The organism is Lacibacter sp. (assembly GCF_035299325.1).
Taxonomy (GTDB): Bacteria; Bacteroidota; Bacteroidia; order Chitinophagales; family Chitinophagaceae; genus Lacibacter.
The window spans coordinates 1-24,200 of the sequence record NZ_DATGWT010000020.1 but is presented as its reverse complement, the minus strand read 5'-3'; the positions used below and the strand labels follow the sequence as shown (position 1 = coordinate 24,200).

Here is a 24,200-nt window from a genome sequence, read left to right as displayed (position 1 = left end):
CTTTGCGTGGCTCTCTTTATTTGTGTATACAGCATGCTTAAAATAAAAAAGCCCCGCCACCTAAAGGACGGGACCGTTATTACCTGATAAAACCAAAACACTCTTTAGCGTGTGGGCATAGTTTCGTTTGTGCCTTTTACTTTTTTGAGTAACAAAATATAACCGCAACACTCTTTATTCTTTTTGTTCACCTGTACCGGTTTGATCATGTGCCACTCACTGATCTTTGGCATATAACCATAGCTGATAATATTACCATCCAGTTCAGGTTTTAATTTTTTGTAGAATACCTGCTTCTCGTCATAATCGTACATACGCACTTCCTGGATCTTACTGCTTGGGTCGCCAATAAAAACAATATGGTACCAGGCGCCTTGTGTCATTGGAACAATAACCGGCATTTCAAATTCACTTTCCATGGTCATGCTGGCTTCTTTCAAAACCATAAACCCACTTTGTTCAAATGATTTCTTTAAACTATCTACTTGTAAACTGATTGATTGATTGGTGCAACTCCGTTGCCGGATAACATCCTGTGCGGAAGCAAATGTGCACAGTAACGCAAATGTGCAGATGAAAAATAAGTTTTTCATACTAGTACGGATTATTAGGGTTTTAATGCTGTTTTTCAGCAGGATTTGGTACGATTTACAGTACAAGATACTGTATATATTATGATATTGGAGCCTTTTCAATGCTATGTTTTACTACTACGTAGTTCCCCTTATGTTGATTTATGATTTTTACCTGATGAATATACCAAGAATTGTGCCTCGATGAGCCTTACGACCCCTTATAGGTATAAAAAGAATTGGCCTGGGCTGTGCAGGTGAGAACCAGGTCGTTTATGCACACATGGGCAGGTAAGGTAGCCGCATAAAAAATAACATCGGCCACATCTTTTGCCGAGAGGGGAGTATAGCCGGCGTAAACCAATGCCGCCTTATTTTCGTCACCCTTAAAACGCACCATGGAGAACTCTGTTTCGGCTGCGCCAGGGTGAATGGCTGTAACTTTTATTTGATGTTGCAGCAGGTCAATGCGCATGCCTTTGCTAATACTGTCAACCGCTGCTTTACTGGCACAATACACATTGCCGTTTTCATACGCTTCTTTACCTGCCGTTGATCCAAGATTGATCACATGTCCTGCTTTACGTTTGATCATGTACGGAAGTACCGCACGGCTCACATATAACAGCCCTTTCAGGTTGGTATCGATCATGATCTCCCAATCTTCCATATCAGCTACGTCAAAATGATCACGACCCAAAGCAAGACCGGCATTATTTACCAACACATCAATAGCTTGCCATTCTTCCGGTAAACTGTTAATGGCAACAAACACTTCGTCTTTCTGCTGCACATCAAAGGGCAACAGGAAAATGTTTACGCCATATTGTTCTTCTAATTGTGTTTTGATTTCCTGCAGGCGCTCGAGCCTGCGGCCATTCAGAATAATGTTCCAGTTGTTGGCTGCAAATACTTCTGCACAGGCTTTTCCAAAACCTGATGTGGCACCGGTAATAAAAACAAGTTTACTCATGCCGTGAATGTACAGAGAAACTGAATTGAGCGAACGGGATGTGATTGATTTTTTAAAGCTTAATATCTTCGATCGTCCGGTTCTGGCGGCTGCGTTCGGCACCAAAAGCCATGAGATGACTTTCAACCGAAACTTCAATGGAAGAACTGAGTAAGTCTTTGTTTTGTTGATATACAGCCTGCACCCAATCTTTCACCAGTCGATGATCCCCACCGCCATGTGCATCTGTTTTGAGACTCCAGGAAGTTTGTTTACGGGTTTTAAAATCGGTAAGCACAAAACTTTCCATATCGCCGATTATATCACCCTTTGATCCCATGATCCTTGTCTTTCTTCCTTCATACGATACATGTGCTTCCATAGAGAAGGCAGCAGTAGTTCCGTTTTCAAACAACATGTTAACGGTAAGATGATCTGGCTGATCATTATCCATCCTGTACACACACCGTCCGTAGTCACTTGTTTTTAATTGCTCTAAAATAAACGGACCTTGCTCATCTTCATCTTCGGGCAGATCAAACACATAAGTGCGTTTACGGTCACGGTAATAGATCTGCAAGGCAGAATAAGCACAACTGTCTTCCACTTTGCAACCATCGGTACAACGTTCAGTGCTTCCTTCGGGTGCATTCGCATTTTTAAACCAACGAAGATTACCAAAGCAATGCACATCGTGAACCGGGCTGTTTACCAGCCAGCGGATAATATCTGTATCGTGTGATGATTTTGCAAGAATGATGGGCGCCGCCATTTTACTGTTGCGCCATTTGCCACGGACATACGAATGACTCATGTGCACATGTTCGATCGGTTCCATGTGTTGGATGCTGATGATCTCACCAATAAGCCCTGCATTGATCACTTCTTTCAGTTCACGGAAATAAGGCGAGTAACGCAACACATGACAAACACCCACAATGCGGCCGGTCTCTTTTGCTCGTTTTAAAATCAATCTGCATTCTTCCTCAGTAGGAGCAATTGGTTTTTCAAGCAGTATATCATAACCTGCATCTAATGCAGCCAGGCAAGGTGCTGTGTGCAATTGATCAGGCGTGGCAATGATCACCGCATCTGCAAACTTTTCTTTAATGAAAACATCTTTCCAGTCTTTATAGCATTGGTCGGCTGCTATTTTATGTTTGCGTGCTGTACGTTTTCTCCGTTCAGGATTATTATCTGCTACAGCAACAATTTGTAATTCATCGGTATTGAGTGAAGCATAGTCGGCATAGATGGTGCCACGATGGCCTGCTCCAATAAGAATTGCAGTTACAGGTTTTTCAATTTTCCTGTGCTGCGGATTATAGAATACATCATCATTCAGCCCAAGTAGATCTGCAACCTCTTTCCAGCCAAGTGTGGCAATATTGGTAAGCGATTCAACGTGACGTAAAAATTTTCGAGAGGCAATAAACTGGCGTAACGACATAGCTAAACAATTCTTCTTTTGGTAATTGATTCCTTTCTCACAACAACAGATCTTTGGTTACGACAGGTTAAAGTTAAAACAAGAATTTATTTATCAAGCAATACAATGACAATATCCATCACATTTGTCTGCGTAGCTCCGGTTTTTAGTAAACCATTCACGTTTTCAAAGAAATGATATGCATCATTTTGGTTGATAGCATCCTTAATGGATAGTTGTTGTTCATCTGCTGCTTTCAACAACGCATGATCTGCAAAAGCACCTGCAGCATCTGTTGGTCCATCTGTACCATCTGTTCCTGCTGACAGAAGTGTAATATTATTGGGATTATTTCTTAACTGCTGTAGAGCACACAAAGCAAGCTGTTGGTTGCGTCCTCCTTTGCCATTGCCGGTTACGGTAACAGTTGTTTCGCCACCAAACAATAAACAGCCAGGTTTGTTTGGAAAATGCTCCGTTGCTTCTTGTATGATGTGGGATGCTGCCTCTGCTGTTTCTCCTGTCAATAATTCTTCCTGAATAACAACGTTGTAACCTAATTGCCCTGCTTTTTGTTTGGCAGCTGCAATGGCTGTTTTGTTGCTGCCGATGATTATATTACTTACTTGTTTTAATAATTGATCACCGGGTTTAGTGCTGTCTGCAAGTTCTCCATTCATTCCTTTTTGCAGATACTTTAAAACAGATACAGGCAATTGCTGTTGCAATTTGTATTTGTTGATGACATTCATCGCATCAGCAAAAGTTGTTGCATCTGCACTTGTTGGCCCGCTGGCAATATCCTGTAATTGATCACCGGGTACATCAGAGATGATGAATGTAAACCAATTTGCTTCAGGTGCATACCGTAATAACTGTCCGCCTTTTATTTGTGAGAGATGGCGGCGTACACAATTCATATCATCAATAGATGCACCGCTGCGGAGCAGGAGTTGAAATGTTTGTTGAAGCTCTTGCAAACTAAGACCATCAGGAGCATCAGCCCAAAGAGAAGATGCACCACCGCTGAGCAAACAAATGATCACATCATTTGGCTTTGTTTGTTTCAGTAAGTTGATGGTTTGTTCAACAGCTTCTACACTGTTTTCATCAGGCACCGGATGTGCAGCTTCAATAAAGGTTATTGTTTCGAGTGGTAATGCATGCTCGTATTTGGTTGTAACAATTCCTGCTTTGATGTGATCGCCAAGAATTGATTCAACAGTTTTTGCCATGGCAGCTGAAGCTTTTCCTGCGCCGATCACATACAGATTGCTGTTTGCTAAAGGAATTGTTTGGGTGCCGATCTGTAATACATGACCATTCAGTTGCAGGTATTGAGGCAACAACGCAGCCGGTTGAACTGCTGCCACTGCTGCACGATAAATAGCTTCTGCATGAATTCTGTTTTGCATGATTAATGTTGATAGAATAAACTTACGTAATGATATTGGATGCCTGTAATTGAAACCCCGATGCTCCCTTTATTTGTCGGAGGCATCGGGGCAAATAGTAATAATCATCAGCCGTAGAGATATGCTGCCTACAGTTTTATTCCCCACTCATTTAACATGGGTCTGCCAAGAAGCGCATTTGCCTCTGCATCGTTTTTAAATTTTTCTTTTTTCGGATTCCATTTTAAAGGGCGTTTCAGTTGGTAGGCAATGTTAGCAATATTACATACCGAGGCTGTACGATGCCCGATTTCAACATCAGATATTGGTTTCACACGTGTGCGCATCGCATTCAGGAAATCTTTGTAATGATTTTCGCTTTTGTACACATGCTTTTGAGCATCACCAATGACCTGACTTTTTAATGATGCAGGTGTGGTTTCAAGTTTGCCACGTCCAATTCGCAGTTCACCTTCAGTACCGGTAAATAACAAAGCATTATTCCATTCCCACTTTTCATGGGTCATGATAACACCGTTTTTATACTTAAACGTGAGAACGGGATGGTCAGCATCAGGAGCAAAAATTTCCACCGGGCCGCTCTTATCCATATCCAAAGCCCATTGAGCAATATCAAACATATGTGCACCAAAGTCTGTTACCATGCCGCCACCAAATTCTTTGTATAGTCTCCAGTTGGGATAAACATCTTTTGTTATGGGTGGAGCCAGTTCAGCATTAAAGGGTTTGTATTCATTCGGGCCAAGCCATTTCTGCCAGTCTAAACCGGCGGGTACAACCTCTTCCGGTAAATTATACGGAACCGGTGGTGTGCCGATATTTACTTTAATACTTTTTATTTCACCGATATAACCATTGCGGATCAATTCAACAGCCTGCCTGAATTCGGGCCATGAGCGTTGCATATTGCCTGTTTGAAAAATGCGATTGTGTTTACGTGTAGCATTCACCATTGCCCTACCTTCTTTTACCGTAAGTGATAATGGTTTTTCGCAATAAATATCTTTACCTGCTTCAGCTGCCTTTACAGCCATGGCAGCATGCCAATGATCGGGTGTGGCAATTACAACCGCATCAATATCTTTTCTTGAAAGCAATTCCCTGTAATCAGTATAAACTCCAATATCGTTTTGGTTACCCGTTTGCTTGTACTTTTCCTGGTTCGCTTTTACTGTTTTCAGCATCAGTTCGGTCTTGTCTTTATACACCTCACTCAATGCCAGTATCCTGATCTCGTTTGTTGCTAAAAAATAATTACTGAGGATACGCCCTTGTTTTCCGCAGCCAATAAAACCAAGTGAGATCATATCGCTTGGAGCGATGTATTTCGAACCATCGGGACGATTGCCCCCCAACACATAACGGGGCACAATAATAAACCCTGCAAGAGCGGTAGCTGAATGTTTGATGAAATCTCTGCGGCTGTTGTTTGATGGGGTTTCGTTTTTCTTATCGATCATTGGTTGTAGGTTTTTATTGGTAAGACAATCGGTTGTTTAAAACGCAACTGAAAATACGAAGATTAGGTCAATGGGAATTACATCAATTTTTACAGGAACCTGTTTTTTTAACGCTACCGGGAATGGCGAATAATTCTACCTCAATGGTTCACTTGCTGTCGTTATGGAGATGATATTTAAAACGCTGCTTTTACTGAAGCAGTGTGAGTGTGTGGAGATTTCTCATCCCTTCTTAACACTACAAGTTCAGTTCTGATAACAACGGGATTCGAAATGACGCACCTCGATTAAGTACAAGCTAACCATTACTCAAACTTTTACCCCGTCATGTCGACGACAGGAGACATCTCTAAAGTTTTAGTGGGCTACGAAGATTGAACGGCTGTAATTGTTGATTGTGCAATTGTGCTGTTGAAATCCCCGATACAATCGGGGCTGATTTAGATGGTCTCAAGTAATCCTGCGGAACACTTGAGGCGGCAGTTTATGTAATTTGCTAATACAAATTACTCCTTAATAATGCTTATGACAGGTAATTTAGGATAGTATAGTACGGCGATAGTGTCTTGTTCCTTATACTTTTTCGGTCTATTGAATATTTGTACCTGATAAAACTTGTCGTTGACAGCGTACTGATAGAGGCAATACTCACCTCGTTTATTTTGCCTGCAGTCTTTGATGACAGCATTTGCTAATTTTCCAGAGGTGCTTAAGAGATAGTTATTAAACTTTATGGTTCCGAAAGACACTAATGCCATGTGAATAATTCCTAAGGTCAATGCAATAACAACTCCTCCTAGATTATTGGCGGAAGGATATTGATTAATTTTCTGTCTGGCATTTTTTAATACGGGTACTTGTTTAACCAACACCCAGAAATAGCCAAAAGCACTGAATATCAAAATTGCCCTTGCTGCACCGAATACAAAACTGTATACCATAGGTTTATCGATAAGAACTATTTGCCAATAATATAACGCAGAAAGGAAAACAAACCCAACGCATAATGCGAAAGGATTAATAGCTCGTTTTGTCATTTACAGAATATTGTACACAGCATTAAATTATGCGTCACTCCTTATAAAACCAAATTTCTCAAGTGAATGGTTTTCATAGGGAGAAATGTCCTCGTTAATTGTTTTAGTTAATCCATTTTCTTACCGTATCAACACCACCGTCCCTTTTTTACTAATTCTTCTTCCCAAATAATCAGTACCACTCACCATCCACACATAAGCACCGGGATCTTGTTGTATGCTTTTGAATGTGCCATCCCAACCTTCATTGGTTTTTGTGGTAGCAAAAATTTCCTGTCCCCACCTGTTAAACACACGGAAGTAATGGAACTGTGCAATACCTACAGGATACGGTGTCAACACATCATTCAGGTCATTACCATCGGGTGTAAAACCGGTAGGCACTAAAATATCGGGTGAAATTTTAAAGATGCGGATATTGATGGTATCAAATGCAAAACAACCTTCAGGCGTTTCTGTACGCATGATGTAACTGAAGTTTTCTCTTGATGCATCAAAAATGGCGAGAGGATCAGATATGAACGGATCATTTAAAAAGTCAGGAGGTATCCATTGATAAATGGTCCCTCCACTTCCATTCAATTGTAATGGCTGACCAACAACAACGGCTGTATCATTTCCTGCAAACGCAGGAACAGGTGGCACTACTCTTACCTGCACAGTATCAAACACCGGTTTGGGACAACCTAAACTTGAAGTGCCTCTTACAATATAATTCGTTGTTGTTAAAGGAAACGCTGTGGTAACTGCACTTGTTGGCGAACCCAATGTTGAAGCAGGCGACCATAACCAATTCTCTGCATCACCAACGGCGGTGAGTGTTAATGTATCATCATAACAAATCGCATCATCTGGTCCTGCATTTACCAGGGGATATGGAACAGTGTTAACGGTTACAGTTCTTGTTTGGTTACACTTACCAATGGTTGATACAACGGTAAACACCGTTGAAGGCGCAGTTGGTATCGCAACTGCATCACGAACATTTGGATCAATGAATAAATTCGGCGGACTCCATGCATACTGCAAACCATCGGTGCTCGGTTTCAATACAACTGTATCGCCACGACAAATGGTTGTATCGTTTGGTGCACGCAGTGTTACAAAATCAACCACATTCACTAATACCGAATCAGTATTAAAACAACCCGGCGCCAATGTAAGTGTTACATAATATTTTGTCGGCACATCCGGACTCACCAATGGGTTTGCAACTGTTTGATTGTTGATATTATAAGCCGGCGACCATTGGAATGTTCCTTGTCCGAATGCATTTAACTGCAACGTATCAATCGAACAAATGAGTGTATCATTCGTAAGTTGCAGTGTTGGTTTATCCGTTATGTTGATCGGTTTCGTTATCGTATCCAAACAGCCTTTACTGCTGCCTGCAATGAGTTGCACATTATACGTTCCGTTTAATGGATACGTGTATTGCGGATTTCGTAGCCTCGACGTATCTGCTAAGGTTGCAGGGTTACCGAAATTCCATTTCCATGAATTGGGGACACCATACACAGAAGTGGTGTTATCTGTAAATTGTATTGGAACGTCTTTGCAACCATCATAACTATTGAAATCAGGGAAAAAACCGGGGAACACATAAATATCAGAATAGGAAGTATCGGTACAAATTTCACCACGGTTAACGATGAGCATTACTTTGTACACACCGGTATCAGCATACGTAAAAGTGGGAACGCTTTGTGTTGATGTATCAGTTGTTGCACCCGTTACGCCAAAATCCCAAAACCAGTTTCGTATTTCGGTGCTGGGTGTAAGGTTTCGAAATGTTTGTGTAAAACCATCGCAGGTGCGGTTCTCCAATGGTAATTCAGCATCAGCAAAATCACAATCAGAAATACGGATGGTAAAATCTTTGCGGTGTGTTGAAATGGGTACGCCTCTGCGCCATTCAGTAATACACACATTCACTACAAAGAATGAAGCGCCGCTTGGGTTTACAACACCTGTTGGTGCAACACCGGATATAACGCCTGTTACAGGATGAATAGTAACACCTGAACCGAGTGGTGATGCACCGCTGTAACCACCGGTGTAACCAACCGAATTATAAGGAGGGGGCAGTGGTTTGCGATTGGTTGAATTAGGCAGACCATCGGTATCGTATGCTTCACAAAAACTATAGCTTAATGAATCCCCAGGATCGGGATCAGTTGCACTGAAGGGTAATACAAAACGTTTATTACGACATACCAACGCCGTATCTTTTGTATCAAAAACAGGGCTTGAATTTTTTTCAGCACCTAACAGAGCTGTGCCTGGAATATTCGCAACATAAGTTGAGCCGGTAGCTGCTCCACTCACATTTGATAAACCATTAATACGGCAGCAGGTTTCAAAGGCTATGGTATAACCCTGTGCACTGTTGGGTAATTCTATTGTGGTTGAAAACAGTCCTACTTCATAACAAACAGGGGGTGCATTAATGATGCAGGAAAAAGGGCTTTGCAAGCTGAGCGTTCTGAAATCAGTTCGACTTACAGAAATACTATCACGAAAAGCTGTATTTGTTCCCCTGTTAAAAACGCCCAACGTAACCACCGATGGTAAGGGGGCAATTTGAGCACCTCCGGTATTGTTCAGGGGATTGCAATCACGAAACAAACGCAGGGTAACACGAAAAATATTGCCGCCATTTGGACCAGGGCCAACATAGCTGTAATACATTTCGCCACCGGAAATATGACCGGCATAAGTGTCTTGTAAAACCAATAAGGTAAAAACAATCAGTATAATTCGTTTCATTTGGTAGTGGTGGTTACAGTAGTTAAGTCGTTTACTGTTTTACAAAATTCTCCAATGGTAAGGTTCAGTTCTGTTGTTGCTTCAAGCATACCCATATGTGCAATGCCGGGAGCAAGTTTGGCCATGCATACAGTTGGTAAAGCTGTTTGTGCCAATGCATCCGCAGGGTTAACGGCTTTATCTTCTTCGCCAATAAAAAACAAAACAGGTACTGTTGTTTTTTGCAGGATATGTGATCGGTTGGGCCGGTTGATCATTGCCCTGTAATAAGCTATTAACGTGTCGGCAGTAAATTGATTGCCTTGGGCAATGAGTTCATCCACCACATCTTTGTGCTCCCTGTTGAAGCGCTGAGAAAAAAGATTGGGAATGGTTGTTTTCATAAACTCAGCTGCACCATGTTCTTTGATAAACAGTATAGATTTCTCTCTTGCTGCTTTTTTCTCTTCATTATCTGCATAAGCCGTTGAATGGATCAACCCATATGCTGTTAAACGTTCAGGATACAATTCAGCAAAAGCTAATGTTACATAACCACCCATTGAATGACCAAGCATCATGCATTCATCGATCTTTTCTTCATCCATCATTTGTTTGATCACTTCAGCCATTGATTCAATTGACAATTCACTTTTACCAATTGCCGATTGTCCTGTGCCGGGCAGATCGGGGACGAACAGACGATAATCGTTTTCAAGAAAACTGATCTGCTGTTTCCAGATACGGCTGTCTTCACCAAACCCATGAATCAATACGATTGGTTGATTGCCTTTTCCTGTAATAGAATAAGATAGCGAATGATTGCCCTCCAGCCTCTTTTGTAGCATGCGGGTAAATTACAAAAAATAACAGGGTGGCAAAACCGTTGTGGAGCAATTGGCCGAATTTTACCAGATGTTTTACATCTTTTTCTTCTGTTTGCCTGCAATGGTTTGGTAAATAGCGAACAGGAGGAGGAAGCCTGTCAATATCAGTGCAAGTTTACTGAGCAGATCGCCAAAGCGTACAAAAAATGTTTGTTGATTATTAACCGGTATATGCATTTTGGTAGCAGTTGCTGTCCACCAGGGTTGTGGTTGAAATACATTTCCAATGGGGTCAATAAAACAACTGATGCCGGTATTAGCACTACGTAACACCCATTTTCTTGTTTCGATGGCACGCAGTTTTCCATACAGCATATGATGCTTATAGCCGGGTGTGTTGCCCCACCATCCATCGTTGGTGATCACAGCAATAATGTTGGCACCACTGCGAACATACTTACTCATGTACTCGCCATAAATACTTTCGTAGCAGATTGCAGGCGCAATTACATACCCATTGGTTGTATTGACAGGTGTCCGTTCATCCTGCTTGGCATAACCACCTGCAGTACCACCAAATTTTTCAAACACAGGTGCAAGAAATTTTAAAAAGCCGGGCAGTGTTTCTACACCGGGAACCAGCATTGATTTATGATAGAATTGTTTGGGGCCGGTACTGTCGAACAATACACTGCCGTTATACACTTCGTAAAAATTGGAAGTGCCCTCGATTGGGCGTGCATCGTTTGAAATACGTTCGCTGAATACACGATAACTTTCAATACCTGTAAATAAGTTGAGTTTCGGATACCGTTTTAAAAATGCAAACAAAGGGTTCAAAAAGAAATTCTGTTGCAGTGAAGCTTCATCAAAACCATTGGGTGCATACAATGCCGTTTCGGGCCATACTAATAATGTTGTGTTGCTGTCGATCTGTTGTTCGCTTAAGCGGATGAGTTGTTGCAGTTGAGCTTCAAAAGTTCCGGTAGATAATTTTTCGTAAGGATCAATGTTTGGTTGAACGATGACGATGTTGGAAGATGTCGGATTTTTGATGTCTGATGTTGGATATGATGTGCTTCGGTTATTATTGATGAGTAGTGATACAATGATCGGTAGTGCAAGCAGTGCTGAAATAAGCAGGAGTGATGACATTCGTACATCGTACTTCGTACCTCGTATATTATCTTTCCCACTTCTAACACGAATTAGCTGAAACAACAATACATTCACCAACAACACCCACAATGTTCCGCCACTTGTTCCTGTGTATTCATACCATTGAATCCAGTTCGTTCGTCCGGCAAATACATTTCCTAGTGTGAGCCAGGGCCAGCTAAGTCCCCAATCCTGCAAGTGCAGGTATTCAAAGCTCATCCAGAAAATGATGAATGATGCGTAACCGATGAGTGAACCAAAACGTTTGTTCATGAAGCGGAAACCCATCAACGGTATGCACATCAATAAACTGTTGACGATAATAGCTAACCATGCGCCTAACATATCTGCATTCCAGATCCACCAGGTGGTGCTGATGTTCCAGGTGAAAAGGGCGAGATACATCAACCCGAAAAATTTAATGCCTGAATAGTTCTTTTGTTCAATGATGAATAATGGAATGAATGCAACGAACACTGCAACAGTGATATTGATCATGGGCCATGCAACAAAGAACAACAAGCCGGAGAGAAGCGAAAGCAGAATGGGTTGGAACTTTTTCAAGTAACTGATTTTTGTAAAAATAAGCGAAAGAATAACTGTCAGGTGAATGATTTCTGTTGAAATAACTTAACAATAACTGAATCTGGCGGCTGAATAAAAACACTTTTGTATCTGCCTAATGATTTGATGTGGTACAAGAGTGCGACGCAACATGCGATCCTATGAAATGCAAAAGCCGGTATCAAAAAAATAAGCCGGGAAGACGGCAAGGCGGAAAGTTTTTCTTCCAGTCTTATCGTCTTTCCGGCAACACATTATGGTCTGACGGCCTAAGGGCCGTACCGACCAATGTTATCTTGAATAGTTGGGGCTTTCTTTTGTAATGATCACATCATGTGCATGGCTTTCTTTCATCCCTGCATTACTGATCTTGATGAATTGTGCGCCTTGCAGATCTTTGATGGTTTGTGCACCGCAGTAACCCATGCCTGCACGAAGACCACCTGTGAACTGGTGAACAATCTCACTCACATTCCCTTTGAATGGTACACGACCTTCAATTCCTTCAGGTACTAATTTCTTGATGCCATCTTCCACATCCTGGAAATAACGATCGCCACTTCCTTGCTGCATAGCACCAATAGATCCCATTCCACGGTATTGTTTGAATTTTCTTCCTTCGTAAATAATGGTTTCACCAGGGCTTTCTTCAGTTCCTGCAAACACACTACCCATCATTACAGTTGATGCGCCTGCAGCTAATGCTTTCACAAGATCACCTGTATAACGGATACCACCATCTGCAATTACAGGAACTCCTTTTGTTTTTAATGCAAACGCAGCTTCCATAATAGCCGTTAGTTGAGGGACACCTGTACCGGCAACGATACGTGTTGTACAAATAGAACCGGGTCCGATACCAATTTTCACTGCATCAGCGCCAGCATCAGCTAAAGCTTTTGCACCAGTGCCTGTTCCTGCATTACCTGCAATGACTTGTAATTTTTTGAAATTCTTTTTCAGATTTTTTAATGCATCGATCACTCCTTTGCTATGACCATGGGCACTGTCGAGCGTTACTATATCAACACCCACATGTTGCAATGCAGCTGCACGATCAAGCATGTCGCCTGTAATACCAAGGGCAGCGCCAACGAGTAAACGTCCATATGAATCTTTTACTGCATTAGGGTGACTTTGCACCTGCAGCATATCACGGTAAGTAATAAGCCCAGCAAGCGTACCGTCTTTTTTTACAACCGGGAGCTTTTCAATTTTATGATGACTGAGAATGGTTTGTGCTTTTTTGAGATCTGTTCCTTCAGGTGCTGTAATGAGATTTGTTGAGGTCATTACTTCACTTACTTTCTTCTTCGTGTTTGTTTCAAACCTGAGATCACGGTTGGTGAGGATGCCAACCAGTTTATTTTTCATGTCAACAATAGGAATGCCACCGATCTTGTTTTCTTTCATCAGTTGCAAGGCATCAGCCAAAGTAGCATCAACATGTAATGTAATTGGATCGATGATGAGGCCGCTTTCACTACGCTTTACCTTGCGCACCTGCGCCGCTTGTTCTTCAATACTCATATTCTTGTGCAGGATGCCGATACCGCCTTCACGTGCCAGGGCAATGGCCAAACCTGCTTCGGTAACGGTATCCATTGCTGCAGAAAGCATGGGAATATTAAGCCGTAGTGATTTTGTGAGATTTGTGCTGATATTGGTTTCTCTCGGGAGAACCTGTGAATAGGACGGCATGAGTAAAACATCATCAAATGTGTAACCTTCGCCGAAAAATTTGTTGAGAACCGCTTTGCTGAGTGGGGAATTATTTCTTGTTGCCATGTGCAAAGATAAGGGAGCGGATATATTGCTTCCAAATCGGGGAGAGATCAGCTCAATTTATAGATTTTTCCAGGTAGGCTTTTTACCAGTCCGTTCATTTCCATCATTAGTAAAGCCGTTGATACAGCGCTGCTGTTGATGTTGCTTTGCAGGTTGATCTCGTCAATGTGCATCTGTTCCTGTTTTTGTAAGAGTTGGGCAATCATCTTTTCATCTTCTGTCAAATCAACAAACAACTGTTTTTGAATTGTTTTTTTCTTTTGTTTTTCTTCCCAATTCATTTGCTCAATAATATCTTCTCCGTTTCTGATCAACACTGCTTTATTACTTTGAATTAAATAATTGCAGCCTTCACTTTTGCTATCGGTTGTTTTGCCGGGTATGGCAAATACATCACGGTTATAACTGTAAGCAAGATTGGCAGTGATCATGCTGCCGCCTTTTATTCCGGTTTCAATCACAATGGTTGCATCGCACATACCTGCTACTATCCTGTTTCGTTCAGGAAAGTTGTGACGATCAGGTTTGGTATCTTTTCTGAATTCAGTTAGAATGCCACCGCCTTCAGCAATCATTTCTTTTGCGAGTGCCGTGTGTTGGGGCGGATAAATTTTATCTAAGCCATGTGCTAATACTGCAACGGTGGGTAGTTGTTGTTTCACACTGTATTTGTGTGCAATGGCATCGATGCCATAAGCAAGTCCGCTTACAACTAAAGGTTGATGTGGTGCAAGTGATGCAAGAATCTTTTCCGTCATCATCTTTCCATAATCAGAATTACTACGTGTGCCGATGATGGAAATAATTTTTGATGTATTGAGATTAGCTGTGCCCCGGTAAAATAAGAGAGTAGGAGGATCGTAACAATGCAGTAACCGTTTGGGATAATCATCTGCCGTTAAGAACAGTGGCTTGATCTTGTACTTTTCAATAAAGCTGATCTCTTGTTCCTGTTCTGCAAAGCCATCAAATTTTTTAATGCTGCTGGCACGCACTTCACCAATGCCTTCAATTTTTTCCAGCGTTGATTTTTTTGCTTTGAAGATCGCTTCTGCCGTGCCAAATTCTTCGGCAAGCAGTTTCGCCTGTACATTGCCGATATACGGCACCTGTGTTAATGCAAGTTGGTAGATCAGGTCGGTGTTCATCTTATTTCTAAGATAACACAAAAATTATTTTGCGATCACCTTCAATTCCGTTCTCCTGTTTTTTGCACGGCCTTCCTCGCTTTTATTGTCAGCCAACGGTTTTGTCTCGCCAAATCCCTTGCTCGATAACCGGTCGGGGGTAACGCCTTTATACAGGAAATAATTGATCACCGCTTTTGCACGGTTATTCGAGAGTGTTAAGTTGTCGGCAGGTTTACCCACATTATCTGTGTGGCCTTCAATCTCGATCTTCAAGGTTGGATTTTCTTTCATCAGTTGCACTACTTTATCCAGCTCGATCATCGACTCCGGTTTTACTTCTGCTTTATTTACGTCAAAGAAAATATTCTTCAACACAATACTTGCATTTACTTCAATCGGTGTAAGCGGAATATCGATGGTGTAAGTAGTATCGGTGCTGGATGCTTTCAGGAAAAAGTTTTCAGAGTAAAAGAGATAACCTTTGCGGTTTACATTAAATGCATAATCGTTGCCAACAGGTAAAGTGATGAGGTAGTTGCCTGTTTCATCGGTCTGCACTTTGCTGATGGTTTGTGCAGTAGAAAAATTGATCAGTTCAACTGCAGATGGTAAACCTTGTTTTGTTTTTGCATCAAACACATTTCCTTTTACCCATAATGTTTTGAAGGGACGCACATGATCGGGCATTTCAAAACTGTAAATATCCAATCCACCTCTGCTGTCGGCACCATCACTTGCATAATAAGCTGTTTTACCATCGCTGGTAATTACAAGTGAACCTTCTTCATCAATGGTATTTACAGGGTAACCAAGATTAACTGGTTTACCCCAACTGCCATCGGGTTGTTTCCGACTCATAAACAGATCGGCTTCGCCATAACCGGGATGACCTTTTGATTTAAAGTACAATGTTTGATTGTCGGGATGAATAAACGGGCAACCTTCATCCGCACTTGTATTAATAACTGCCCCAAGATTACGTGCTGCTCCCCATTGTCCGTTTGGTTGCAATGTGCTTACGTAAATATCACTGCCACCTAAACCTGAAGGATCACTCGCAGTAAAATACAACGTGCGTTTATCTGGCGAGAGTGATGGTTGTGTTTCCCAATATTCAGTATTGATAGCACGACCAAGATTTATTTTTGGTCCCCAACCTGTTTTGTTGAGGTTCGACATGTAGAGATCAAAATTTCCTTCCCCTTCATTGCCATAGTTTGCTGCAAAGAACAGCAACTTGCCATCAATGGAAATATTCTGTGCGCCTTCGTTCGATTCGGTATTTAATTCACCGGGCAAAGCTGTTGCATTACCCCAAATACCATTCTTACGTTCACTCACATAAAAATCTTCGTTCAAATGCGAACCGCCTGTTTTTACTCTGCGTGTGAAGATGATGGTATTGGCATCAAGTGTTAACGAGGGTAAATATTCTGATAGATTAGAATTGATACTATCGCCCATGTTTTGTGGCTTGAACACATAACTGCCAACAGGAAATTGTTTTTGATAGCCTACTGCAAACTCGTAACAGCTCTTACGGTACAACGCTGATTTCGCAATACGTTCATTAAGATTTGGCTTCTGTAAAAAACGATCAATTGACGAAAGTGCTTCATCAAATTCACCATTGCCTGCTAATGCAATAGAGTAGGGCAATAAGAAATTACTGAAATAAACAGAATCAAGATTTTTACCGATACGATAGATTTCAACTGACTGTTTGTATTTCTTCTGTTCAGAATAAATGCCTGCTTTACTTAAATATGCATCTACAAATCTTGCATCAGTTTTAATGCATTCATCAAGCAGACTAATTGCTTTTGGATAATTTCTGTACCTGGCTTCGTTTAATGCCTCTGCATATTTATAGCCAAGCTTTACTTCAACTTTTTGGGGATTGTACCATTGAGCGGTTGAGAAAAAACCGAGGAGTAAACAAAAGATGGTAAGATGCGTTTTCATCTGTATTGAATTTGAGGTTCAATATACAAATGAATTGACAAAGCAGTGGCCGGATGGCTGATAAAATGCTGCTAAAGTACAAACGGTCAGGGTACGTTGATGTATTTATGCAGCTGAAGACTCAGTTCCCACTGCGGATTTGCTTTGATATAATCGATAATGAGCGGGGTCATTTGTGCGGCTTTATCCCACTCTGGTTGCAAATACAGTTTGCATGTTGGTGACACTAATGCTGCATATTCTTCGGCCCAACCGAAATCGCTTTTGTTAAAGATCACCACTTTCAATTCATTTGCATGTGGCACTACTTCCGGTAACGGCGCTTTGAATTTTTTAGGCGATAAACAGATCCAATCCCATTCACCGCTCAACGGAGATGAACCCGATGTTTCGATATTGGTTTCAAATCCTGCTGCATGAATTGCTTTTGTGAGTTCAGTAAGATCATGCATCAATGGTTCGCCGCCTGTAACAACAACAATGGGTTTAAGGTTTAAGGTTGTAGGATGAAGGTTGTTACCCAATTCCGAATTCCTAATTCCTGTTTCAGCATAAAGTTTATTTACGATGGCATCGATACTATAACTTGGATGCTTGCTTGCATCCCAACTTTCTTTCACATCACACCAAACACAACCCACATCACATCCGCCAAGACGAATGAAATAGGCAGCACGTCCCTGATGGTATCCTTCACCTTGTAAAGTGTAGAACGATTCCATTACAGGTAATACCTGTTGTGTTGTTTCAATTAATGTTTCACTCATGAAATGCAAAGATAACGAAGGCTTACTGCTTCTTCATATAAGCATTGTAGGTATTCATCAACAAACCGGCAATGGTCATTGGGCCTACACCACCGGGCACGGGTGTGATGGCACTGCTTTTCGGAGCAACTTCATCAAACTTTACATCGCCTTTTAATGAAAAACCACTTTTCTTGCTTGCATCTGCCACACGTGTAATACCCACGTCAACAATCACAGCACCTTCTTTCACCATATCAGCAGTTAAAAATTCAGCCTGACCCAATGCGGCTACGATAATGTCGCCTTGCAAACAGATCTCTTTAAGATTAGTCGTAGCGGAATGACAAATAGTAACGGTGCAATTGCCGGGATATGCTTTACGGCTTAACAAAATACTCATGGGTGTGCCCACAATATGACTGCGGCCGATCACCACCGCATGTTTTCCTTTTGTTTCAACTTTGAAATGTTCTAACAGCAAGAGAATGCCATAAGGCGTTGCAGGAATAAAAGTTGGTGTTCCGCTCACCATATTACCCACACTCACGGGATGAAAACCATCCACATCTTTCGATGGGTCAATTGCGTTGATCACTTTATCATCGCTGATATGTTTTGGCAACGGCAATTGCACAAGAATGCCATCCACGTCTGAATTGTTATTCAACTCTTCAATTTCACGCAACAATTCCTCTTCGCTGATGGTAGAAGGAAAGCGTTTTAAGGTTGATTCAAAACCGATCTCGGCACAGGTTTTTACTTTTGATGCAACATAGGTTTCACTGGCACCATCGGTACCAACCAAGATCGCTGCTAAATGAGGCGAACGTTTTCCCTGTTCCTGTAATGCTGCTGTTTTTTTCTTGAGATCTTCCTTAATGGCTTGGGCCGCCAGTTTACCGTCGAGTAGTTGCATGGCGCAAAAATAACGCAGTCGGCCATTGTTTCAAGAGAGTCGCAAAAAAATTAAATCGCAGCTATTTTACCCGGAAGAATAAATTATTAAATTTCAGTCTCAAAACCTTCTGCTTGAAAACATCTATACTATTCCTTTCTTTTATTTCCTGTTACTTTCTGTCTGCCCAAACGGTGCGGCAACCTTTGGTAAGTAGCTATCCCGGACTTGGAGCGTATAGCAAAAATGCGGCTGATGCATTTTCATTTATGGTAAATCCGGCGGCTTTGGCCAATATTCAACAAACAGGTGCAGGGGTTTACAGCGAAAGGCGTTTTCTGCTGAATGCGTTAAGTCAATACACAGCCGTTGCAGGTTTTCAAACCAACTCAGGATCCTTTGGCTTGCAGGCCGATTATTTTGGGTACAGCAATTACAACGAAACACAGATCGGTCTTGGTTACGCAAGATCATTGGGAAAGAGAATAAATGTTGGAGTAAAATTCAACTACTATAATCTGCGGATACCGGCTTACACTTCTGCTTCCACATTTCATTTTGAAGCAGGCGTGTTGATTCATTTGAGTGATAAGCTACATGCCGGTTTTAGTATTTTCAATCCGGTTGGCGGAGAGTTGAATAAAGCAGCCAATGAAAAAATTGCTTCGGTTTATCGTGGAGGATTGGGCTATGAAGTAAGTGATCGTTTCTTCATCAGTGCTGAATTGATTAAAGAAGAAAACAAGAATACAGGTGTGAATGCGGTGTTTCAATACGAATTGGTGAAACAGTTATTGCTCCGTGCAGGTATCAACACAGTCAATACGCAGCCGTTTGTTGGTGTAGGTTTAAAGTTTAGTGCATTCAGAGTTGATGTGGCAACAGCTTATCATCCGCAGTTAGGTATTTCACCAGCGGTAATGATTTTATTTAACGGGAAAAAGAAGGAGAAGAACGACGAGTGAAAAAGGAAATCATTATACTCGTCTTTTGTTTTTGTTATGTTACAGCCATAGCACAGGAAACACAAACCACTGAACAGCAGATCGAAAATATAACTGAGGTAAATGAATCTGAAACGGAAGACGATTCTTATTTACAATCACTAAGGCATTATCAACGGAATAAACTTAATCTCAATATTGCTTCCGAAACTGAATTAAAAGAATTTATTTTTTTATCGCCTTTACAAATAGCAAATTTTCTTAACTACCGGCGCCTGTTTGGAAAGTTCATCAGCATTTATGAATTGCAGTCAATACCAACATGGGACAATGAACTAATTCAAAAAATATTGCCGTTTGTAATGGTTGGCCCCGCTATATCGATAAGAGAAGATGTTGGCCGAAGGTTGCGTGAGGGTGAGTATACCATTCTTTCACGCATCACATATGTACTGGAAGAATCAGAAGGATTCAGACGAAGAAAAGATACAGCAGCAACAAGTTATTATCCCGGAAGCAGGGAACGTTTTTTGTTGCGCTACAAATATGTTTACCGGAATTTGTTGCAATATGGTACTACCGCAGAAAAAGATCCGGGTGAGCAGTGGTTTAAAGGTGCGCAACGAAATGGGTTTGATTATTATTCCGCTCATTTGTTTGTTCGCAATATTGGCATCATAAAAAATCTTGCTGTTGGTGATTACACTGTGAACATGGGTCAGGGGTTGATTCAATGGCAATCATTAGCATTCAGGAAAAGTGTTGATGTGATCAATACAAAACGACAGGCATCTATTCTTCGTCCGTTTAATTCTACCAATGAATATTTCTTTAATCGTGGTGCAGCAATCACGTTGGAAAAGAACCGTTTTCAGGTAACAGGCTTCGCATCTGTTCGAAAGGTGAGTGGCAATCTTACTGTTGATACATTGAATGCAGAAGATTATTTTTCTTCACTCGTTACATCAGGCCTGCATCGCACACCTAATGAACAAGCTGATAAGAATGCTGTGCAAATGAATTCTTTTGGCGGAAACATCAGCTACAATGATGGCAATCTGCACATCAGTACAAATGCTGTGTATTTTCAATTTAATAAACCACTGCAGCGAGATGATCAGCCGTATAACAATTTTGCATTTAGCGGAAAACAGCTTACCAACATGAGTATTGATTGGAGTTACACCTGGCGAAATATGCATTGGTTTGGCGAAGTGGCAAATCACAACAGCAATAATTATGGTATGATGAGTGGTTTACTTGTTAGTGCTGATTCAAAAGTTGATCTGTCATTTGTCTATCGGAATATTCAGAAAGGGTATCAATCCATTTTCGGAAATGCATTTACCGAAGGCACTTTCCCCACCAACGAAAGGGGATTATTTGCAGGAGCTTCCATCAAACCAAATGCAAAATGGAAACTTGATGCGTACATGGATTTTTATCGTTTTCCTTATTTACGTTTTCGTATTGATGCGCCATCAAATGGTCAGGATTATCTTGTACAGTTAACTCATCGCCCAAGCAAGCTAATTGAAATTAATACACGTTTCCGGCAGGAAAGCAAGGCACTTAATTATACCGATGATGGCGAGTTGATAATGTCATTGGTAGAACCGGTAACCCGTAAAAACTGGCGTACACAAATTCAGTACAAGCTGAATCCGTCCTTAACAATTCGTCAAAGGCTTGATGCAATTTGGTTTGATTTAGGCGGCCCCCTCGAAAGCCGTGGTTTTCTGGCATTTTTTGACGTGTTTTATAAACCACAACTGAAGCCATTTTCAGCTAACATCCGCCTTCAATACTTCGAAACCGATGATTTCAACAGCCGCATTTATGCCTATGAAAATGATGTGCTGTATGGTTTTTCCATTCCTCCCTTCTCAAATAAGGGCTACCGCTATTACCTGAATGTGAATTACGACATATCAGAGAAACTGGCACTTTGGGTACGGTGGGCACAGTTTATCTACCGAAACAGAACTGTAATTGGCTCCGGACTTGATGAAATTGCTGGTAATCAACGAAGCGAAGTAAAGATTCAGGTCTTATGGAGGTTATGATTTTTATGCAGCCAAAGCAGCTATCCGGGATATAGACTTGTCAAAGCAGTAATAAGCCTTTAATAAAAATTAACAATTTTTTGTTAGTTTAAAAGAAGCCTTATATTTGAAACGTCTTTTTAACTAAATCAATCAACATGAGAAAAATTGCAACAGTCTTAGTCCTGCTGTTAAGTTGTGGGCTGACCTTTGCCCAACAAAGGACTGTAACCGGAAAAGTTACATCTGAAGACGGATCTCCACTTGCTGGAGCTACTGTCTCTGCGAAAGGTGGAAATTCATCCACAACTACAGATGTGGCCGGACGCTTCAGTCTGGCTGTCGGTCCCAAAGTCAAAACTTTAATTTTCAGTTATGTAGGTTTAGCTACAACTGAAGTTGACATTGAAGGAGGGGAAGTGAACGTCTCCTTAAAAAATCAAAGTGCCGAGATCAGTGAAGTCATTGTTACCGGTGTTGCAGGTGCCACATCAAGAAAAAAGATGACAGTATCTGTAACCAAAGTAGGTGCAGAACAATTGCAAACTGTGCCCGCTTCTTCAGCAGCCAATGCATTGGCAGGTAAAGTGGCCGGTTTAAAAACTTCTTCAGTGAACGGTAATCCTGGACAGGGTGCCGATTTGTTGTTAAGAGGTGATAATAACCTGAGCACAAGCTCTGCTCCGCTTATCTTGGTGGATGGTGTGATCATGTCAGGTAGCTTGGCAGATATTAACATTGATGACGTTGAATCAATGGAAGTGGTGAAAGGTGCGGCAGCGTCAGCGTTATATGGTTCCAGAGCTGGTAATGGTGTAATCTCTGTTATTACAAAAAGAGGTAAAGGGCTTGGTCTTAATAAACCAGCTATTACAGTGAGAAATGAAATAGGAATGCAGGATTTGTCTCACTACCTGAAAACATCTGAATCTCATTACTATGCTTTAGCACCTGATTGGCAAACAGCCCAGGGAAAATATACCAAGTATGCAGGTGTTACATATCCTGCTAATTACATCGGTGCCGGTTTCAACCCCGGAATCAGTGGTTCAAGAGGTATTGATGCTGATGGTTATATGGATAATCCTTATGGAGTTTACCGTAACCCCCAAGCTGAATTTTTCAGAACAGGTATGAATATGGTAAACTTCATTTCTGTAGCAAACCGTACAGAAAAGAACAACGTTTATCTTTCTTTTGAAAATAATAAGCAGGAAGGTGTTGTTAAACTCACTGACGGTTATGAAAGACAAAACTTCAGGTTTAATATTGATCAGAACATTACTCCATGGTTACGTTTCAGTGCATCGAACTTGTTTATTAACAGGTCTTCCAGTACTGCAGGAGCTGCAAGCGGATTGTTTTACAATATTGCCCGTATGGAAAAGGATGTTAATCTGAGTGCTCCAAACCCAGACGGACAACCTTACTATTTACGTGTTAATAATTTTAATGCGGAAATTACAAACCCTCTGTATCCTTTGTACAAACAGAAAAACAGCTCTAAATCACGCAGATGGTTGGCAAATTATAATGCTAATATCCGTTTTACAAGCTGGGCTGATTTGGATGTAACGCAAACAATGGAGATTCAGAACGACAGATCACAAAGTATTAATCCAAAAGATACGTGGACAAGATCAGGGGGTACGGCTGCAACCATGGGTATGTCTTATACACAAGGTGGAATGTCTCAGTCAACAAGCGAGTCTAAAGTGAGCAACACGCAATTAACGCTTAACCTGGGTCATAAATTCGGAGACTTTTCTACCAGAGGTAAATTATCATACCTCTACGAGAACAGGCACTACGAAAGCAATTCTATCAGCGCTTCTCAATTCATTGTTTCAGGCATGGAGAATTTTGAAAACTTTACATCCATCAATGATGCTTCTTCCTACTTAGAGAACGAGAGAGCGCAGAATTACTTTGCAATCTTAGGTATGGATTGGAAAGAAAAAATATTATTTGATGGCATGTTCCGTTACGATGGTTCTTCTTTGTTCGGTCCAAAAGCTCGTTGGAATCCATATTACAGGGCATCTGCTGCTTATCGTATCTCTGAAGATTTTAAGATTAAAGGTATAGATGAGTTAAAGATAAGAGCTGCTTATGGTACTGCAGGTATTCGCCCAGGATTTAGCTGGCAATATGAGTTTTATGATTTGAGTAATGGTGCAATACCGGGAGCACAACAATTAGGAAATGAATTCTTGAGTCCCACAACGACTGAAGAAAGGGAGATTGGCTTAAATGTTGATTTCCTGAAAAAATTCACTTTTGAATTTACATATGCTTCATCAATAACAAAAAATCAGTTTTTAAATGTACCCCAGATTACATTTTTAAATATAATCGGAGCCCCGAACCAGTGGCAAAACGCTGGTACAATTAAGTCTAACACGTTTGAGTTCACACTTGGAGCAAACTGGTTTAAGAAAAAGGATTTCTCCTGGAAAACCAACATTGTGTTTTCAAGGGTACAGCAGAGAATTACTGAGTTGCCGATTGCTCCTTACTTA

17 protein-coding genes are annotated in these 24,200 nt (G+C 41.2%); 3 read left to right on the top strand and 14 right to left on the bottom strand.

Annotated elements, in window-relative coordinates; all coding sequences use genetic code 11:
• Positions 1-104: 104 nt before the first annotated feature.
• The 14 genes from VK159_RS11660 to VK159_RS11595 all read right to left on the bottom strand — a co-directional run bounded on the left by VK159_RS11660 (position 105) and on the right by VK159_RS11595 (position 18,710).
• Positions 105-593 (bottom strand): hypothetical protein, encoded by a 489-nt coding sequence (locus tag VK159_RS11660; RefSeq protein ID WP_324230312.1) that lies wholly within the window; start codon positions 591-593, stop codon positions 105-107.
• A gap of 190 nt (positions 594-783) precedes the next feature.
• Positions 784-1,545, bottom strand: a complete 762-nt coding sequence (locus tag VK159_RS11655; RefSeq protein WP_324230311.1) for an SDR family NAD(P)-dependent oxidoreductase — start codon at positions 1,543-1,545, stop codon at positions 784-786.
• Positions 1,546-1,597: 52 nt separating this feature from the next.
• Positions 1,598-2,974 (bottom strand): Gfo/Idh/MocA family oxidoreductase, encoded by a 1,377-nt coding sequence (locus tag VK159_RS11650; RefSeq protein ID WP_324230310.1) that lies wholly within the window; start codon positions 2,972-2,974, stop codon positions 1,598-1,600.
• An 86-nt stretch (positions 2,975-3,060) separates the two neighbouring features.
• Entirely contained in the window at positions 3,061-4,368 is a 1,308-nt protein-coding gene (locus VK159_RS11645; RefSeq protein ID WP_324230309.1) for a glycerate kinase type-2 family protein, read from the bottom strand.
• A 128-nt stretch (positions 4,369-4,496) separates the two neighbouring features.
• Entirely contained in the window at positions 4,497-5,828 is a 1,332-nt protein-coding gene (locus VK159_RS11640; protein WP_324230308.1) for a Gfo/Idh/MocA family oxidoreductase, read from the bottom strand.
• Positions 5,829-6,334: 506 nt separating this feature from the next.
• Positions 6,335-6,865, bottom strand: a complete 531-nt coding sequence (locus VK159_RS11635; RefSeq protein ID WP_324230307.1) for a hypothetical protein — start codon at positions 6,863-6,865, stop codon at positions 6,335-6,337.
• 120 nt (positions 6,866-6,985) lie between these two features.
• Positions 6,986-9,634, bottom strand: coding sequence for a PKD domain-containing protein (locus tag VK159_RS11630; protein ID WP_324230306.1), 2,649 nt, complete (start codon positions 9,632-9,634; stop codon positions 6,986-6,988).
• Positions 9,631-10,461 (bottom strand): alpha/beta hydrolase, encoded by an 831-nt coding sequence (locus tag VK159_RS11625; protein WP_324230305.1) that lies wholly within the window; start codon positions 10,459-10,461, stop codon positions 9,631-9,633. Before VK159_RS11625 ends, VK159_RS11630 begins: the two co-directional genes overlap by 4 nt.
• A gap of 72 nt (positions 10,462-10,533) precedes the next feature.
• Positions 10,534-12,162, bottom strand: coding sequence for an apolipoprotein N-acyltransferase (lnt, locus tag VK159_RS11620; protein WP_324230304.1), 1,629 nt, complete (start codon positions 12,160-12,162; stop codon positions 10,534-10,536).
• A 291-nt stretch (positions 12,163-12,453) separates the two neighbouring features.
• On the bottom strand, positions 12,454-13,950 hold the full coding sequence (guaB, locus tag VK159_RS11615) for an IMP dehydrogenase (RefSeq protein WP_324230303.1): 1,497 nt from the start codon (positions 13,948-13,950) through the stop codon (positions 12,454-12,456).
• Positions 13,951-13,997: 47 nt separating this feature from the next.
• A complete protein-coding gene (dprA, locus tag VK159_RS11610; protein ID WP_324230302.1) occupies positions 13,998-15,098 on the bottom strand; it encodes a DNA-processing protein DprA in 1,101 nt (366 codons plus the stop codon).
• 24 nt (positions 15,099-15,122) lie between these two features.
• Positions 15,123-17,045, bottom strand: a complete 1,923-nt coding sequence (locus VK159_RS11605) for an OmpA family protein (RefSeq protein ID WP_324230301.1) — start codon at positions 17,043-17,045, stop codon at positions 15,123-15,125.
• A gap of 86 nt (positions 17,046-17,131) precedes the next feature.
• Positions 17,132-17,812 (bottom strand): 7-carboxy-7-deazaguanine synthase QueE, encoded by a 681-nt coding sequence (locus tag VK159_RS11600; RefSeq protein WP_324230300.1) that lies wholly within the window; start codon positions 17,810-17,812, stop codon positions 17,132-17,134.
• Positions 17,813-17,834: 22 nt separating this feature from the next.
• Complete coding sequence (locus tag VK159_RS11595) at positions 17,835-18,710, bottom strand: bifunctional 5,10-methylenetetrahydrofolate dehydrogenase/5,10-methenyltetrahydrofolate cyclohydrolase (protein ID WP_324230299.1); 876 nt, start codon at positions 18,708-18,710, stop codon at positions 17,835-17,837.
• A 113-nt stretch (positions 18,711-18,823) separates the two neighbouring features.
• Between VK159_RS11595 and VK159_RS11590 the strand changes: the two genes are divergently transcribed.
• The 3 genes from VK159_RS11590 to VK159_RS11580 form a co-directional block, all read left to right on the top strand.
• A complete protein-coding gene (locus VK159_RS11590) occupies positions 18,824-19,654 on the top strand; it encodes a hypothetical protein (RefSeq protein ID WP_324230298.1) in 831 nt (276 codons plus the stop codon).
• The gene (locus tag VK159_RS11585; protein ID WP_324230297.1) at positions 19,651-21,699 is read left to right on the top strand and encodes a helix-hairpin-helix domain-containing protein; all 2,049 of its coding nucleotides are present in this window, start codon (positions 19,651-19,653) and stop codon (positions 21,697-21,699) included. The genes VK159_RS11590 and VK159_RS11585 overlap by 4 nt, the downstream gene beginning before the upstream one ends.
• A 137-nt stretch (positions 21,700-21,836) precedes the next feature.
• The coding region (locus VK159_RS11580; RefSeq protein WP_324230296.1) for a SusC/RagA family TonB-linked outer membrane protein at positions 21,837-24,200 on the top strand (2,364 nt) is incomplete at its 3' end.